This is a genomic window from Burkholderia mycopellens, from assembly GCF_964265025.1.
GTDB lineage: Bacteria > Pseudomonadota > Gammaproteobacteria > Burkholderiales > Burkholderiaceae > Burkholderia.
The window spans coordinates 2,719,872-2,732,945 of record NZ_OZ183802.1 but is presented as its reverse complement, the minus strand read 5'-3'; the positions used below and the strand labels follow the sequence as shown (position 1 = coordinate 2,732,945).

The 13,074-nt window shown below is 67.2% G+C and carries 12 protein-coding genes and 1 tRNA gene; 8 read left to right on the top strand and 5 right to left on the bottom strand.

Going from position 1 to position 13,074, the window contains the following annotated elements:
- Positions 1-2 precede the first annotated feature (2 nt).
- Positions 3-212, top strand: coding sequence for a hypothetical protein (locus ACPTTC_RS12590; protein WP_423392658.1), 210 nt, complete (start codon positions 3-5; stop codon positions 210-212).
- A 320-nt stretch (positions 213-532) separates the two neighbouring features.
- Here the strand turns inward: ACPTTC_RS12590 and ACPTTC_RS12585 are convergent.
- Both ACPTTC_RS12585 and ACPTTC_RS12580 read right to left on the bottom strand, forming a co-directional pair.
- Positions 533-607, bottom strand: a tRNA-Val gene (locus ACPTTC_RS12585).
- Positions 608-689: 82 nt separating this feature from the next.
- Positions 690-1,172 carry an Lrp/AsnC family transcriptional regulator gene (locus ACPTTC_RS12580; protein WP_174917730.1) on the bottom strand — a complete coding sequence of 161 codons (483 nt, stop codon included), beginning with the start codon at positions 1,170-1,172 and terminating at the stop codon, positions 690-692.
- Between the two features lie 191 nt (positions 1,173-1,363).
- Between ACPTTC_RS12580 and ACPTTC_RS12575 the strand changes: the two genes are divergently transcribed.
- The 4 genes from ACPTTC_RS12575 (at position 1,364) to ACPTTC_RS12560 (ending at position 5,651) form a co-directional block, all read left to right on the top strand.
- Positions 1,364-2,578: an amino acid aminotransferase gene (locus tag ACPTTC_RS12575; RefSeq protein ID WP_423392657.1), complete on the top strand. Its 1,215-nt coding sequence runs from the start codon at positions 1,364-1,366 to the stop codon at positions 2,576-2,578.
- A gap of 32 nt (positions 2,579-2,610) precedes the next feature.
- Positions 2,611-2,997 (top strand): RidA family protein, encoded by a 387-nt coding sequence (locus ACPTTC_RS12570; protein WP_423392656.1) that lies wholly within the window; start codon positions 2,611-2,613, stop codon positions 2,995-2,997.
- A gap of 70 nt (positions 2,998-3,067) precedes the next feature.
- Positions 3,068-4,138, top strand: coding sequence for a porin (locus tag ACPTTC_RS12565; protein ID WP_423392655.1), 1,071 nt, complete (start codon positions 3,068-3,070; stop codon positions 4,136-4,138).
- A gap of 91 nt (positions 4,139-4,229) precedes the next feature.
- On the top strand, positions 4,230-5,651 hold the full coding sequence (locus ACPTTC_RS12560) for an amino acid permease (RefSeq protein ID WP_423392654.1): 1,422 nt from the start codon (positions 4,230-4,232) through the stop codon (positions 5,649-5,651).
- A gap of 21 nt (positions 5,652-5,672) precedes the next feature.
- Here the strand turns inward: ACPTTC_RS12560 and ACPTTC_RS12555 are convergent, their stop codons facing one another.
- Positions 5,673-6,575: a LysR family transcriptional regulator gene (locus tag ACPTTC_RS12555; RefSeq protein WP_423392653.1), complete on the bottom strand. Its 903-nt coding sequence runs from the start codon at positions 6,573-6,575 to the stop codon at positions 5,673-5,675.
- Positions 6,576-6,748: 173 nt separating this feature from the next.
- Here ACPTTC_RS12555 and ACPTTC_RS12550 point away from each other — a divergent pair, with 173 nt between their 5' ends.
- The 3 genes from ACPTTC_RS12550 (at position 6,749) to ACPTTC_RS12540 (ending at position 11,211) form a co-directional block, all read left to right on the top strand.
- The gene (locus tag ACPTTC_RS12550; RefSeq protein WP_423392652.1) at positions 6,749-8,500 is read left to right on the top strand and encodes an acyl-CoA dehydrogenase family protein; all 1,752 of its coding nucleotides are present in this window, start codon (positions 6,749-6,751) and stop codon (positions 8,498-8,500) included.
- Entirely contained in the window at positions 8,497-9,708 is a 1,212-nt protein-coding gene (locus ACPTTC_RS12545) for a CaiB/BaiF CoA transferase family protein (RefSeq protein WP_423392651.1), read from the top strand. The genes ACPTTC_RS12550 and ACPTTC_RS12545 overlap by 4 nt, the downstream gene beginning before the upstream one ends.
- An 87-nt stretch (positions 9,709-9,795) precedes the next feature.
- A complete protein-coding gene (locus ACPTTC_RS12540) occupies positions 9,796-11,211 on the top strand; it encodes an MFS transporter (protein WP_423392650.1) in 1,416 nt (471 codons plus the stop codon).
- 139 nt (positions 11,212-11,350) lie between these two features.
- Here the strand turns inward: ACPTTC_RS12540 and ACPTTC_RS12535 are convergent, their stop codons facing one another.
- Both ACPTTC_RS12535 and argA read right to left on the bottom strand, forming a co-directional pair.
- Entirely contained in the window at positions 11,351-11,626 is a 276-nt protein-coding gene (locus ACPTTC_RS12535; protein ID WP_006478357.1) for an oxidative damage protection protein, read from the bottom strand.
- Positions 11,627-11,677: 51 nt separating this feature from the next.
- A complete protein-coding gene (gene argA, locus ACPTTC_RS12530) occupies positions 11,678-13,057 on the bottom strand; it encodes an amino-acid N-acetyltransferase (RefSeq protein WP_175941547.1) in 1,380 nt (459 codons plus the stop codon).
- Positions 13,058-13,074 lie beyond the last annotated feature (17 nt).

Here is a 13,074-nt window from a genome sequence, read left to right as displayed (position 1 = left end):
AAATGTTACATAACAATTACCAAAAATTACACTGGCAATTTGCTTTCTTTCGTCATGAAAGGATGTTAATGACCCGAATGAAATGTCTGAACATTGTTCGTGCGCCGAACCGGGAGACGGCATTGAGCCGACGGGGCTGGATGCGCGAAGAAATGGAAGATTTTGTTGCTGCAGGCGGATTTATCCGATTTGCATCGGCCAATACACGTTAATGGTGTTTGGTGAATCGACGCGCGTCAATGGCCAGGTAACGCTTGAGGGCAATGCTCCTGCACCGGCGTCCGATTGGTAGTGCGGCTTTATCGTCGGAAAGCCGCGCAGCGCTTCAGTGCGTTAGCCGGACCGACATCGATTGCCTGCAGACGCAAATCGACACGCGGTAACGAAGGGGCAGGTTGATCGAGATCGAGGCGACGGATTCGTGGAGGAGGCGATGGCTGCCGGTCAAGGCGAGTCTGCGCAGGTGAGTGGTGAATCCGGCGCGCCAAAACGAAAAGGCCCTGCGTCGTGAGACGCAGGGCCTTGAATTCTTTGGTGGGCGGTACTGGGATCGAACCAGTGACCCCTGCCGTGTGAAGGCAGTGCTCTACCGCTGAGCTAACCGCCCAAAGAAGCTGAAATTATGTCAGAGCTTTTGGGGTTCGTAAAGCCCTTTCTGCAAATTTTTTTCAGACCCGCGCAACGATCGGTCAACCGGCCGTGGATGGCTCGACGAGATCGAGGATCGACCCGTCGCGCTTGAGCGTCGCGAGCACGATGCTCGAGTTGATCGACATCACGCCCGCGGCGCGGTGCAGCCGGTTGATCACGAAATCCGAATAGTGATCGAGATCGCGCGCGCGCACCGTCAGCACGTAGTTCGACCCGCCCGTGACGATCTGCGCCGCGATGACCTCCGGCCACTGCTGGATCGCCTCCACGAACCGGTCGTGCCACTCGGGTACGTCCGGCCGCATCGACACATGCACGAGCGCCTCGAACGCGACACCGACCTTCTTCGGCTCGATCGCGCAGCGATACCCGGCGATGGCACCACGTTCCTCCAGCAGTTTCACGCGCCGCAGGCATGCCGACGGCGACAGTGCGACCGCGTTCGCGAGGTCTTGATTGCTGATGCGTCCGTCCCGTTCGAGGTGCCGGAGGATCCGCATGTCGGTTCGATCCAGGGTCATTTCGCAGAATCCGGTGAATTTTTAGATGAGATCCGCAGACTCTACTGAAATCTGGCTGGTTCGTCATCGAAAAGTGAAGCTAATTCTATTTCGTCCTCGATAACATGCGCCCCATGTCCTGGCCGCTCATCCCGACGCAACGTGATGCCTCCGGTTGTCCCGCCGCCTTCAACCTTTACCGTCATTCCGCCATGTACGAACACGTTCCCGCCTACCCGGGCGATCCGATCCTGTCGCTGTTCCAGGCATTCCAGCAGGATGCGCATCCGCACAAGGTCAACCTGAGCATCGGCCTCTACTACGACGACTCGGGCCGGATTCCGGTCCTCGACAGTACCGGCATCGCGGCCGCGCGGCTACGCGAGGCCGGTGCGCCGCACACGTACCTGCCGATGGAAGGGCTCGCCGCGTACCGGCACGGTGTGCAGCGCCTCGTGTTCGGCGACGACTGCACGGCGCTCGCGGAAGGGCGCATCGCGACGCTGCAGACGCTCGGCGGATCGGGCGCGATCCGGCTCGGCGCGGAATTCGTGAAGCGTTATTTTCCCGACAGCGCGATCTGGATCAGCGACCCGACGTGGGACAACCACCGCGTGATCTTCTCGGCCGCCGGCCTCGACGTGCACACGTATCCGTATTACGACGCATCGCGCAACGGCATCCGCGTCGACGCGATGCTCACCACGCTCGATGCGTTGCCGGCGCGCAGCATCGTGCTGCTGCAGCCGTGCTGCCATAACCCGACGGGGCTCGACCTCGACCGCGATGCATGGCGCGCGGTGATCGACGTGCTCGCGCGGAGCGGGCTGATTCCGTTCCTCGACATGGCGTACCAGGGGTTCGGCGACGGTCTCGCCGACGACGCGTGGGCCGTGCGCGCGATCGTCGATGCCGGGCTGCCCGCGATCGTCGGCAATTCGTTTTCGAAGAACTTCTCGCTGTACGGCGAGCGCGTCGGCGGGCTGTCGGTCGTCTGCGCGAACGCGGGCGAGGCCGCGACCGTGCTGAGCCAGTTGCAGGCCGGCGTGCGCCGCACCTATTCGAGCCCGCCGCTGTTCGGCGCACAACTCGTGTCGACGGTGCTGAACGACGACGCATTGCGCGCGCATTGGGACGACGAGGTCGCGCAGGTGCGCGCGCGCATCAAGCGGATGCGCGGCGAACTGAAGGCCCGGCTCGACGCGCGGCTGCCGGACCGCGCGTTCGACGCACTCGTCACGCAACGCGGGATGTTCAGCTACACGGGCATGGCCGCGACCGACGTCGACCGGTTGCGTGCATCGCACGGCGTCTATCTGCTGCGCTCAGGGCGCATGTGCATCGCGGGCCTGAACGATGCGAACGTCGACCACGTCGCGAACGCGATCGCCGACGTGCTCGGCGGCGCGTCGCGGCAGGCCGCCTGAATTTCCCGATCCCGATCCCAAAGGAGGACACGATGGCGGAAACGATCCCGGTCGACCTGCCGCAACTCGCGCAACCGTTCTCGTGGGCGACCCGCGCGGGCGGGTTGATGTTTACGGGGCACGGGCCGGTCGACGCGTCCGGTGCGATTGCCGGCGACACGATGGGCGAACAGGCGCGCATCACGCTCGCGAATCTCGCGAAGGCCGTCGCGGCGGCCGGCGCGACGATGGACGACGTCGCGCAGGTGCTTGTCTACCTGTCCGACGTGAAGGCCATGCCCGAATTCGATACCGAATACCGGCGCCACTTCCGCGAACCGTATCCGAACCGGACGTGCGTCGGCGTGCAGGGTTTCGCCCATCCGGCGATGCGCGTCGAACTCGTCGCGTACGTCGCGCTGCCCGCGGCGCGCACCTAGCAGGAACACCGCATTGCGCGGTGTGCATTCACGCAATCATCGATAAACAAGAGCAGGACTGGAGGAGAACATGAGGACAATCAATCAATTCGCACTGCCAATGATAGCGGGTGCGCTTGCCGCGAGCGGTGCGATGGCGCAGAGCAGCGTGACGCTGTACGGGATCGTCGACCAGAGCATTCGCTATACGACGCATGCCGACGCGTCGAACGATGCGAGCGTGCAGATGACCAACGGCGCGATCACGAACAGCCGCTGGGGGCTGAAGGGCAGCGAGGCGCTCGGCGGCGGGCTGCAGGCGATCTTCCGGCTGGAGAGCGGCTTCGAGCCGCAGAACGGGCAGCTCGACGGCGCGCTGTTCGGCCGCTACGCGTATGTCGGACTCGCGAGCGACTGGGGTACCGTGAAGCTCGGCCGCCAGGCGACCGAGGCGTTCAACCTGTTCGGCGATCTCGATCCGCTGACGGTCGGCAACTACATGGCCAACATGTGGCCGTATTTCCTCACGCAAGGGCGTGCGAGCAACGTCGTCAGCTACGACGGCACGTTCGGCGGGCTGAACGTCGGCGCGAGCTACGGCTTCGGTGGCGTCGCGGGCAGCCTCGGCGCGAATGCGTACTGGGGCACGCACGTGTCGTACACGCAGGGCGGGCTGATGGTCGGCGCGACGTACCAGCAGGTGCGCGACCTGAACAGCCGCGCGCAGCAGGCGTGGGGCGCGGGCGCACGCTACGCGTTCGGCGCGGCGACCCTGTACGCGGGCTATCTCGGCGGCATCGACCGCACGGGCATGCTCGACCAGCAGTTGCTGAACGCGCCGGGCCGCGACGTGACCTACGGTGCGTTCGCGGACAACCCGCGTCGCGACGCGATCTTCTACACGGGCGCGAGCGTCAAGGTGACGCCGGCCGTGTCGGTGACGGGCGTCGCGTATTACGACGACATCCGCAACGTCAACGGCGTCGCCGGCAACGGCGGCAAGCGCTATACGGGCGTGCTTGAGGCCGAGTACGCTTTGTCGAAGGCGACGCAGGTCTACGCGACGCTCGACTACAACCGCGTGACGGGCGGCGCGTTCACGGAATTGCCCGGACGCGGCAACCAGACCGGCGTGGCGGCCGGCCTGCGCCACCTGTTCTGAGCACGCGGCGCGCAGCGGCCGGCCGGTCCGGCACCGGCCCGCGCGCCGTCGACGTTCCGACCGGACAATCGCTTTCGAACGAGGTCATTCGATGCAACCAGAACGGCAATTCCAGCATATCGCGGCGCGCGAGCAAGGCCTGCGTCGCACGCTTTCCGCACGGCAGATGGCGATGATCGCGATCGGCGGCGCCATCGGCACCGGTCTCTTTCTCGGCAGCGGCTTCGCGATCGGCTTCGCGGGCCCGAGCGTACTCGTCAGCTACGCGATCGGCGCGTTCATCTCGCTGCTGCTGATGGGCTGTCTCGCGGAGATGACGGTCGCGCACCCGACCTCCGGTTCGTTCGGCGCGTATGCCGAACATTACGTGAGCCCGTGGGCCGGATTCCTCGTGCGCTACGCGTACTGGGCGTGCATCGTGCTCGCGGTCGGCACCGAGGTCACCGCGATCGCGCTGTACATGAAGTACTGGTTCCCGGGCGTGCCGGGCTGGCTGTGGATCGTCGGGTTCTCCGCGCTGCTGGTGTTCGTCAATGCGCGCAGCGTCGACGTGTTCGGCGCGGTCGAGTACGGCTTCTCGGTCGTGAAGATCGCGGCGATCGTCGCCTTCATCCTGCTCGGCGCCTATGTCGTGTTCGGCAATCCGGGGCTGGTCGGCGACGGCGCCGCGCGCGCGGGATTCCACCATTACACCGATCACGGCGGCTTCTTTCCGAAGGGGGCGTGGGGTACGTGGGTCGCGGTGATCGTGTCGATCTTCAGCTACCTGAGCATCGAGATGATCGCGGTCGCGGCCGGTGAAGCCGAGGATCCCGAGCGCGCGGTCACGCGTGCGTTCCGCTCGACGATCGTGCGCCTCGTGCTGTTCTACCTCGTCACGCTCGCGCTGATGCTCGCGATCGTGCCGTGGACGGCGGCAGGGCGCGACGAAAGCCCGTTCGTGAAGGTGATGGAGGCGATTCACTTGCCGGGCGCGGCCGGGCTGATCAACTTCGTCGTGCTGATCGCCGCACTGTCCGCGATGAACAGCCAGCTCTACATCACGACGCGGATGATGTTCAGCCTGTCGCGTGCGGGCCATGCGCCGAAGGCGCTCGGCGAAGTGGACGCGCGCGGCGTGCCGTTCGGCGCGCTGATGCTGTCGACGCTCGGCATCGCGCTGGCGACCGTGCTGAGCGTGCTGTATCCGGACGCGTCGTTCACGATCATGATGGCGGTGTCGATGTTCGGCGCGCTGTTCACGTGGATGATGATCTTCGTCACGCACTATTGTTTCCGGCGTCGCCGGGCGGCGCTCGGCTTGCCGGCGCCCGCGTTCCGGATGCGCGGTTTTCCGCTGCTGACGCTGCTCGGCGCGGGCCTGATGCTCGCGGTGATGGTGACGACCTACTTCACGGCGGAATTCCACATGACGCTGATCTTCGGCATTCCGTTCCTGGTTGCGCTGTCGGTCGTGTACGCGGTGTGGTATCGCCGTGCGCAGCCGGTACTCCAGCCCGACGCGAAGTTGTGACGGAGCGGCGGGGGCGTGCGCTCAGCCCGCGAGCGCGGGCAGTGCGTCGATCGACGCGCGGACGTAATCCGCGAAGCGCAGCGCAACCGGTTCAGTGGCGCCGCTACGCTTCAGCGCGAGCGTGCGCGATTCGAGCGACGCATCCTTCAGCGGCCGGAACGCGAGCCGGTCGCTCTTCACCTGCTGCAGCACGCGCGGCACCAGCGCGATGCCCATCCCGAACTCGATCATCGACAGGATCGTCTGCCACAGCCGCGCCTCGTGACGGATCAGCGGGCTGAAACCGGCGTTCACGCACTGCGCGATGATCAGGTCGTGATAGTGCGGCGCCGCTTCGCGCGGGAACAGGATGAACGGTTCGGCGGCCAGCGAGGCGAGCGCGACCTGCTTGCGCCGCGTGAGCGGATGCGCGGCCGGCAGGCAGCACACGAACGGTTCCGCATAGACGGGCGTCGATTCGACCTCGGGCGGGAAATGGCCCCAGTGCGCGTAGCCGAGATCGATCTGGCCGCGCTGGATCGCCTGCACCTGCGCCTGTGTGTTCATTTCGCTCAGCACGACCTCGACGCCCGGATAGTCGGCCTCGAAGCGCCGCACGGCGTCGGGCAGCCCGCGATACAGCATCGAATGAACGAAGCCGATCCGCAGCCGGCCCGCGAGACCCGATGCGGAGCGCACCGTCAGGCGTTCGGCCTCGGCCGCCTGCAGCAGCAGCCGGCGCGCTTCGCGGAGCAGTACCTCGCCCGCGTTGGTCAGTGCGACGGTCTTGTTGGTGCGTGAGAACAGCTGGACGCCGAGTGCGTCCTCGAACTTGCGGATGTCGAAACTCAGCGCCGGCTGCGAGATGAACAGGCGCTTCGCCGCGCGCCCGAAGTGCAGCTCCTCGGCGACCGCCACGAAATAGCGCAACTGCCTCAGTTCCATGGGGTCTCCTCGCGGCATCGGTATCGATAAGCGATATCTATCGTACCGGATAAATCCTGTATTGGACGCTTATCGAACGCGCGCCTACGCTCTGCGGAAGGCTTTGCACGGGATTGGCCGGGCGCCGCGGCGCTTCCTCCAGCCGACTTGCAGGCAACCCAGGAGACGCACGCATGAACGACACCGCTCGTGCGCCGGACGCCGGCGCATCCAACATCCCCGACAGCCGGGGCATCAATTTCTTCACGGTCGATCCCGATTTCGGCGCGTTGCTGAAGCTGCATCTCGGCGATGCGCACTATGCCGGTCTGGAGCCGCAACTGCGCGCGCTTGGCGCACGCGTGTCGGGCGAGCTCGACGAATGGGCGTCGCGCGCGGACAAGCACCCGCCCGTGCTCGAGCCTCGCAACCGGCGCGGCGAGGCCGTGCAGCGGATCGACAAGGATCCCGCGTATGTCGCGCTCGAACGCGTCGCGTATTCCGAGCTCGGGCTCGCGTCGCTGAGCCACGGATCCGGATCGGTGCCGCCGCTCGTCAAGTACGCGCTGACGTTCCTGTTCGTGCAGGCGGAATTCGGGCTGTGCTGCCCGGTCAGCATGACCGATTCGCTGACGCGCACGCTGCGCCGTTTCGGCGATCCGGCGCTCGTCGCGCGCTACCTGCCGATGCTGGCGTCGCGCGACTTCGACACGCTGTACCAGGGCGCGATGTTCATGACCGAGCAGGCGGCCGGTTCCGACGTCGGCCGGATCTCGACGCGGGCGACGCGCGAGACGGACGCGCACGGTGAGACCGTCTGGCGCCTGACCGGCGACAAGTGGTTCTGCTCGAACGCGGATGCCGATCTCGCGATGGTGCTCGCGCGGCCCGACGGCGCGCCGGACGGCATCAAGGGTCTCGCGCTGTTCCTGCTGCCGAAGACGCTGCCGGACGGCACGCGCAACCGCTACCGGATCGTGCGCCTGAAGGACAAGCTCGGCAGCCGTTCGATGGCGAGCGGCGAGATTGCGCTCGAAGGTGCGCAGGCGTACCTGATCGGCGAGATCGGCCGCGGCTTTCACCAGATGGCCGACATGATCAACATGTCGCGACTGTCGAACGGCGTGCGCGCGGCGGGGCTGATGCGGCGCGCGCTGAACGAAGCGCTGCACGTCGCCGCGCATCGCGAGGCCTTCGGTCGCAAGCTGATCGAGATGCCGCTGATGCAGCGCCAGTTGTTGAAGATGCTGTTGCCGGCCGAGGCGGCGCGCGCGATGTTCATGCAGATCGCGCTGCTGCTGCCGCAGGCCGATGCGGGCGACGAGCAGGCCGCGCGCTGCGTGCGGATACTGACGCCGCTGATCAAGTTCCGCGCGTGCCGCGATGCGAGGCGCGTGACGGGCGATGCGATGGAAGTGCGCGGCGGCACCGGCTACATCGAGGAATGGAGCGACGCGCGCGTCGTGCGCGACGCGCATCTCGGCTCGATCTGGGAGGGCACGAGCAACATCGTCGCGCTCGACGTCGCGCGGGCCGCGCAGCGCGAACAGTCGCTCGATGCGCTGCGCGCGTTTCTCGGCGACCGGCTCGGCGGGGCGCCGCTGCCCGATGCGAGCCGCGCGGCGCTGCGGCGCATTCTCGCGCGCGCTTGCGACGCGCTCATGCGGGTCGCAGCCGAAGGCGACGACGCTCGCGTGCGCCAGGCCGCGTCCGCGCTGTACTACGCGAGCGCTGCGGTGCTGATGGCGTGCGAGGGCGTGCGGCTCGCGCCGGATTTCCGGCGGCTCGCGCTCGCGCACCTGATCCTGCGCCACAAGCTGCTGCCGGTCGATCCGCTTGCGCCGGCATCGCGCGACGACGAATCGGTCGCCTATGACGCGCTGCTGCGCGGCACGCCGATCGCGCTCGATACCGCGCTCGACCTGCTGCCGGAGGTCGAACGATGAGCACGACGCGTGGCGCACTGGACGGCCTGAAGGTCGTCGACCTGAGTCGCGTGCTCGGCGGTCCGTACTGCACGCAGGCGCTTGCCGACCACGGGGCGACGGTGGTCAAGATCGAGCCGCCGGACGGCGACGAGACGCGCGGCTGGGGGCCGCCGTTCCTCGGCGATACCGCGTGGTACTTCATGGGCGTGAACCGCAACAAGCAAGGGCTCGCGCTCGACCTGTCGCGCGACGAAGGGCGCGCGATCCTGTGGCGCTTGCTCGACGAAGCCGACGTGCTTGTCGAGAACTTCAAGCCGGGTACGCTCGCGCGCTGGGGGATGGACTATGCGCGCGACCTGCAACCGCGCTTCCCGTGGCTGATCCACTGCGCGGTGACGGGCTTCGGCGCGGACGGCCCGCTCGGCGGGCTGCCCGGCTACGACGCGGTGATCCAGGCGATGGCGGGGCTGATGAGCGTGAACGGCGAGCGCGACGGCGACGCGATGCGGATCGGCCTGCCGATCGTCGACATGGTCACGGGGCTCAACGCGCTCGCGGGCATCCTGCTGGCACTCGCGGAGCGGGAGAAGAGCGGGCGCGGGCAGTCGATCGACATCGCGCTGTACGACTGCGGCGTGTCGCTGCTGCATCCGCACCTGCCGAACTTCTTCGGTTCCGGACGCGTGCCGGCGCGCAGCGGCAACGCGCATCCGAACATCGCGCCGTACGACAGCTACCGCACGGCGACCGTGCCGATCTTCCTCGCGATCGGCAACGACCGGCAGTTCGCGCGGCTCGTCGCGCATCTCGGCGTGCCGGCGCTCGCAAGCGATCCGCGCTTCGTCGACAACCGCAGCCGCTGCGCGCACCGGCCCGAGCTGAAGGCCGAACTGGAGGCACGGCTCGCCGCGCACGCCTGCGAGCCGCTCGCGCGCGACCTGATGGCGGCCGGCGTGCCGTGCGGCCCCGTGCGAACGGTGGCCGACGTCGCGCACGATCCGCATGCGCTGCACCGGAACCTGTTCGTCGAGATCGGCGCGTATCGCGGCACGGCGTCGCCGGTGAAGCTGTCGCGCACGCCGGCCACCTATCGTTCGCCACCGCCCGCGCTCGGTGGCGACACGCGCGCGGTGCTCGACCGGCTCGGCGTCGATCCCGCGCTCCAGCAGCAACTGCTCGATGCCGGCGTGCTGAAAACGGCGCCCGGCCATGCGCCCCCCGACTGACATGACGCCGCCGGCCGGCGGCGTCATGCCGGCCACCGGGAAAGGCGCGCGACAGTCGCGCCCCCGAAACCCAACATGGAGACATCGATGAGCCGTCAGCAATCCCCGACCGCCGCGCCGCAACCGCGGCCCGGCCGTGCCGCCTTCGCGGCGTTCGTCGGCACCACGATCGAGTGGTACGACTTCTACATCTACGGCACGGCCGCGGCGCTCGTGTTCGGCAAGGTGTTCTTTGCGAGCACGATGGATCCCGGCGTCGCGACGCTGCTCGCGTTCGTCACGTTCTGGGCCGGCTTCGCCGCGCGGCCGCTCGGCGGCATCGTGTTCGGGCATCTCGGCGATCGTGTCGGCCGCAAGACCGCGCTCGTGATCACGCTGGTGATGATGGGGCTGGCCACGACCGGCATCGGCCTGTTGCCCGGCTATGCGCAGATCGGCGTCTGGGCGCCGGCCGGCCTCGTCGTGCTGCGCGTACTGCAGGGCATCGCGGTCGGCGGCGAATGGGGCGGCGCGGTGCTGATCGCGAGCGAGAACGCGCCGAAGCATCGCAGCATCCTGTATGCGGCGTTCGCGCAGCAGGGCTCGCCCACCGGCAATCTGCTCGCCACGGCCGCGTTCTTCGCGCTGAGCGCGCTGCCGACACCGTCGTTCCTGATGTGGGGCTGGCGCATTCCGTTCCTGCTGTCGGCCGTGCTCGTGATCATCGGCATGGTGATCCGGCTGAAGCTCGAGGAATCGGTCGAGATGCAGCGCGTGCTCGCGCGCAAGCGCACGGTGAAGCTGCCGCTGCGCGATGTCGTGCGCGATCACTGGGTGGTCGTGCTGCTCGCGGCCGGCACGCTGCCGGTGATCAACGTCACGTACTTCCGCAGCACGTTCGCGCTGTCGTGGGCGACGAAGGAGCTCGGCTACGCGCAGGGCACGTTCCTCGGCATCCTGTCGATCTCGCTCGTCGTGCAGTTCCTGATGCAGCCGGTCGGCGCGTGGTTCGTGTCGAAGGTCGACATGCGTCGCGCGATGTGCTGGATCCTGATTCCGGAAATCGTGCTGATGCCCGTGATGTTTCATGCGCTCGCGACACGTTCGTACTGGGTGGCCGTCGCGGGCATGTGCATCTCGACGATTCCGTCAGCGATGTTCTACGGCGCGGTCGGCGGCGTGCTCGCACGCGTGTTCCCGGCGAACATTCGCTACACGGGCCTGTCGCTCGCGTACCAACTGAGCGCGCTCGTCGTCGGCGGCGGCACGCCCGTGCTCGCGCAGGCGATCCTCAATTCGACGGGCAGCATCGTCGGCGTCGCGGTCGCATCGGGGCTTTACGCGTTCGTGTCGCTCGTCTGCATGCTGGCGCTGCTGAATCGCACCGGGTATCGCGCGGACGAACTGTCGACCGCCGAACGCAGCGACGCGGCTGAATGGGGCACCGAAGGCGGCAACGCGGAAGCCGCGGCCGACGGGCGCGCGCAGCCGGGTGAGGGCGGCGCGCTGAAGCCGGCCGGCTGAGCCGCACGGAATACCGCCCCGCGCGAGGCCGGAACACGCCTAACGCGCATCCCCAAAAGAAAACGGCATCGTGCGAAACACGATGCCGTCTTTCCCGGAGTGCGCGGCCGGCGGGCTGCCGGCCGCGCGCATCGCGTCATCAGCCTTCCGTCGGCGGCACGTAGCCGGACGCCTGGTCCGCGCCGTCGCCGAAGAAGTACTTCTCGGTCTGCTTCATCAGGTACTGGCGCGCACGCGGATCGGCCATGTTCAGGCGGTTTTCGTTGATCAGCATCGTCTGCTGCTTCAACCAGCCTTGCCACGCTTCCTTCGAGACGCTTTCATAGATGCGCTTGCCGAGTTCGCCCGGCAGCGGCGGGAAATCGAGACCTTCGGCTTCCTTGCCGAGCTTCGCGCATTGAATCATACGGGCCATCGTGTACTTCTCCTGTAATCGGACTGGGGGAGGGCGGGCGTCTTGCGCCGCTCAGAGCTGTTTCATCAGCACGAGCGACTTGCGCTGCCAGTTATAGAGTTTGCGGCGGTCTTCCGGCAGGTCGTCGACGCTGACCTTGACGAAGCCGCGCTTGAGGAACCAGTGCTCGGTGCGCGTCGTGAGCACGAAGATATGCGTGAGGCCGCGCGCGCGTGCGCGCTGCTCGATGCGCTTGAGCAGGCGTTCGCCGTCGCCCGAGCCCTGCGCTTCCGGCGCGACCGTCAGGCACGCCATCTCGCCGATCTTCTCCTGCTGGTACGGATACAGCGCCGCGCAGCCGAACAGCACGCCATCGTGCTCGATCACCGAGAAGTGGTCGATGTCACGTTCGATCTGGTGGCGGCCGCGCCGCACCAGCGTGCCGTCCGACTCGAGCGGCTCGATCAGCGACAGGATGCCGCCGACGTCGTCCGGCGTCGCTTCGCGCAGGCTTTCGAGGTTCTCGTACGAGATCATCGTGCCGACGCCGTCGTGCAGGAACAGTTCGAGCAGCATGCTGCCGTCGAGCGATTGCGGGATCAGGTGCGCCCGGGTCACGCCGCCGCGGCACGCGCGGATCGAATGCTTCAGGAAAAACGCGTCGTCGCCCTGGATGTTGCCGGAATCGAGCAGCTCCGCCGCCGCGTCGAGCGACATTTCGCGGATTAGCCCGCCTTCGTCGTCGACGATGCCGGGGCCGTCGGTCAGGAACACGATCTTGTCGGCGCGCAGCGCGATCGCGGCGGCCGACGCCACGTCTTCCATCGACAGGTTGAACGCTTCGCCGGTCGGCGAGAAGCCGAGCGGCGACAGCAGCACGAGCTTGCGGCTCGCGAGCGAATGACGGATCGACTCGGCGTCGATCTTGCGCACGATGCCCGTATGCGCGAAATCGACTCCGTCGAGAATCCCCACCGGCCGCGCGGTCACGAAGTTGCCCGACACGACGCTGATGTGCGCGTGCGCCATCGGCGAGTTCGGCAGACCCTGGCTGATCGCCGCCTCGATGTCGAGACGCACTTCACCGGCCGCTTCCTTCGCGGATTCGAGCGCGCGCGCATCGGTAATGCGCAGGCCGTGCGAAAACTCGGATTCGACACCGTGCAGGCTCAACTGCTCCTCGACCTGCGGGCGCGAACCGTGCACCAGCACGATCTGGATACCCATCGCCTGCAGCAGTGCGATGTCGGACACGAGCGCGTTCAGCAGCCCCTGCTGCACCACCTCACCGCCAAACCCCACGACGAACGTGCTGTTGCGGAACTTGTGGATATAGGGCGCGACGGAACGCATCCAGTCGACGAACTGCGCGTGGCTGGCGGCCGAATCGTCGGCGGCCGGCGGCGTCGCGGCGCCGGTCTGGGCGGGAGGGAGGTCGGTTTGGGAATTCATGGGCGGGATTATAATGC

Excerpts from the sequence above, each read along its gene's own strand:
- ACPTTC_RS12540 (WP_423392650.1), top strand. The coding sequence starts at position 9,796 with ATGAGCCGTCAGCAATCCCCGACCGCCGCGCCGCAACCGCGGCCCGGC.
- ACPTTC_RS12590 (WP_423392658.1), top strand. The coding sequence starts at position 3 with ATGTTACATAACAATTACCAAAAATTACACTGGCAATTTGCTTTCTTT.
- ACPTTC_RS12560 (WP_423392654.1), top strand. The coding sequence starts at position 4,230 with ATGCAACCAGAACGGCAATTCCAGCATATCGCGGCGCGCGAGCAAGGC.
- ACPTTC_RS12555 (WP_423392653.1), bottom strand. The coding sequence starts at position 6,575 with ATGGAACTGAGGCAGTTGCGCTATTTCGTGGCGGTCGCCGAGGAGCTG.
- argA (WP_175941547.1), bottom strand. The coding sequence starts at position 13,057 with ATGAATTCCCAAACCGACCTCCCTCCCGCCCAGACCGGCGCCGCGACG.
- ACPTTC_RS12575 (WP_423392657.1), top strand. The coding sequence starts at position 1,364 with ATGTACGAACACGTTCCCGCCTACCCGGGCGATCCGATCCTGTCGCTG.
- ACPTTC_RS12545 (WP_423392651.1), top strand. The coding sequence starts at position 8,497 with ATGAGCACGACGCGTGGCGCACTGGACGGCCTGAAGGTCGTCGACCTG.
- ACPTTC_RS12570 (WP_423392656.1), top strand. The coding sequence starts at position 2,611 with ATGGCGGAAACGATCCCGGTCGACCTGCCGCAACTCGCGCAACCGTTC.
- ACPTTC_RS12565 (WP_423392655.1), top strand. The coding sequence starts at position 3,068 with ATGAGGACAATCAATCAATTCGCACTGCCAATGATAGCGGGTGCGCTT.
- ACPTTC_RS12580 (WP_174917730.1), bottom strand. The coding sequence starts at position 1,172 with ATGACCCTGGATCGAACCGACATGCGGATCCTCCGGCACCTCGAACGG.
- ACPTTC_RS12550 (WP_423392652.1), top strand. The coding sequence starts at position 6,749 with ATGAACGACACCGCTCGTGCGCCGGACGCCGGCGCATCCAACATCCCC.
- ACPTTC_RS12535 (WP_006478357.1), bottom strand. The coding sequence starts at position 11,626 with ATGGCCCGTATGATTCAATGCGCGAAGCTCGGCAAGGAAGCCGAAGGT.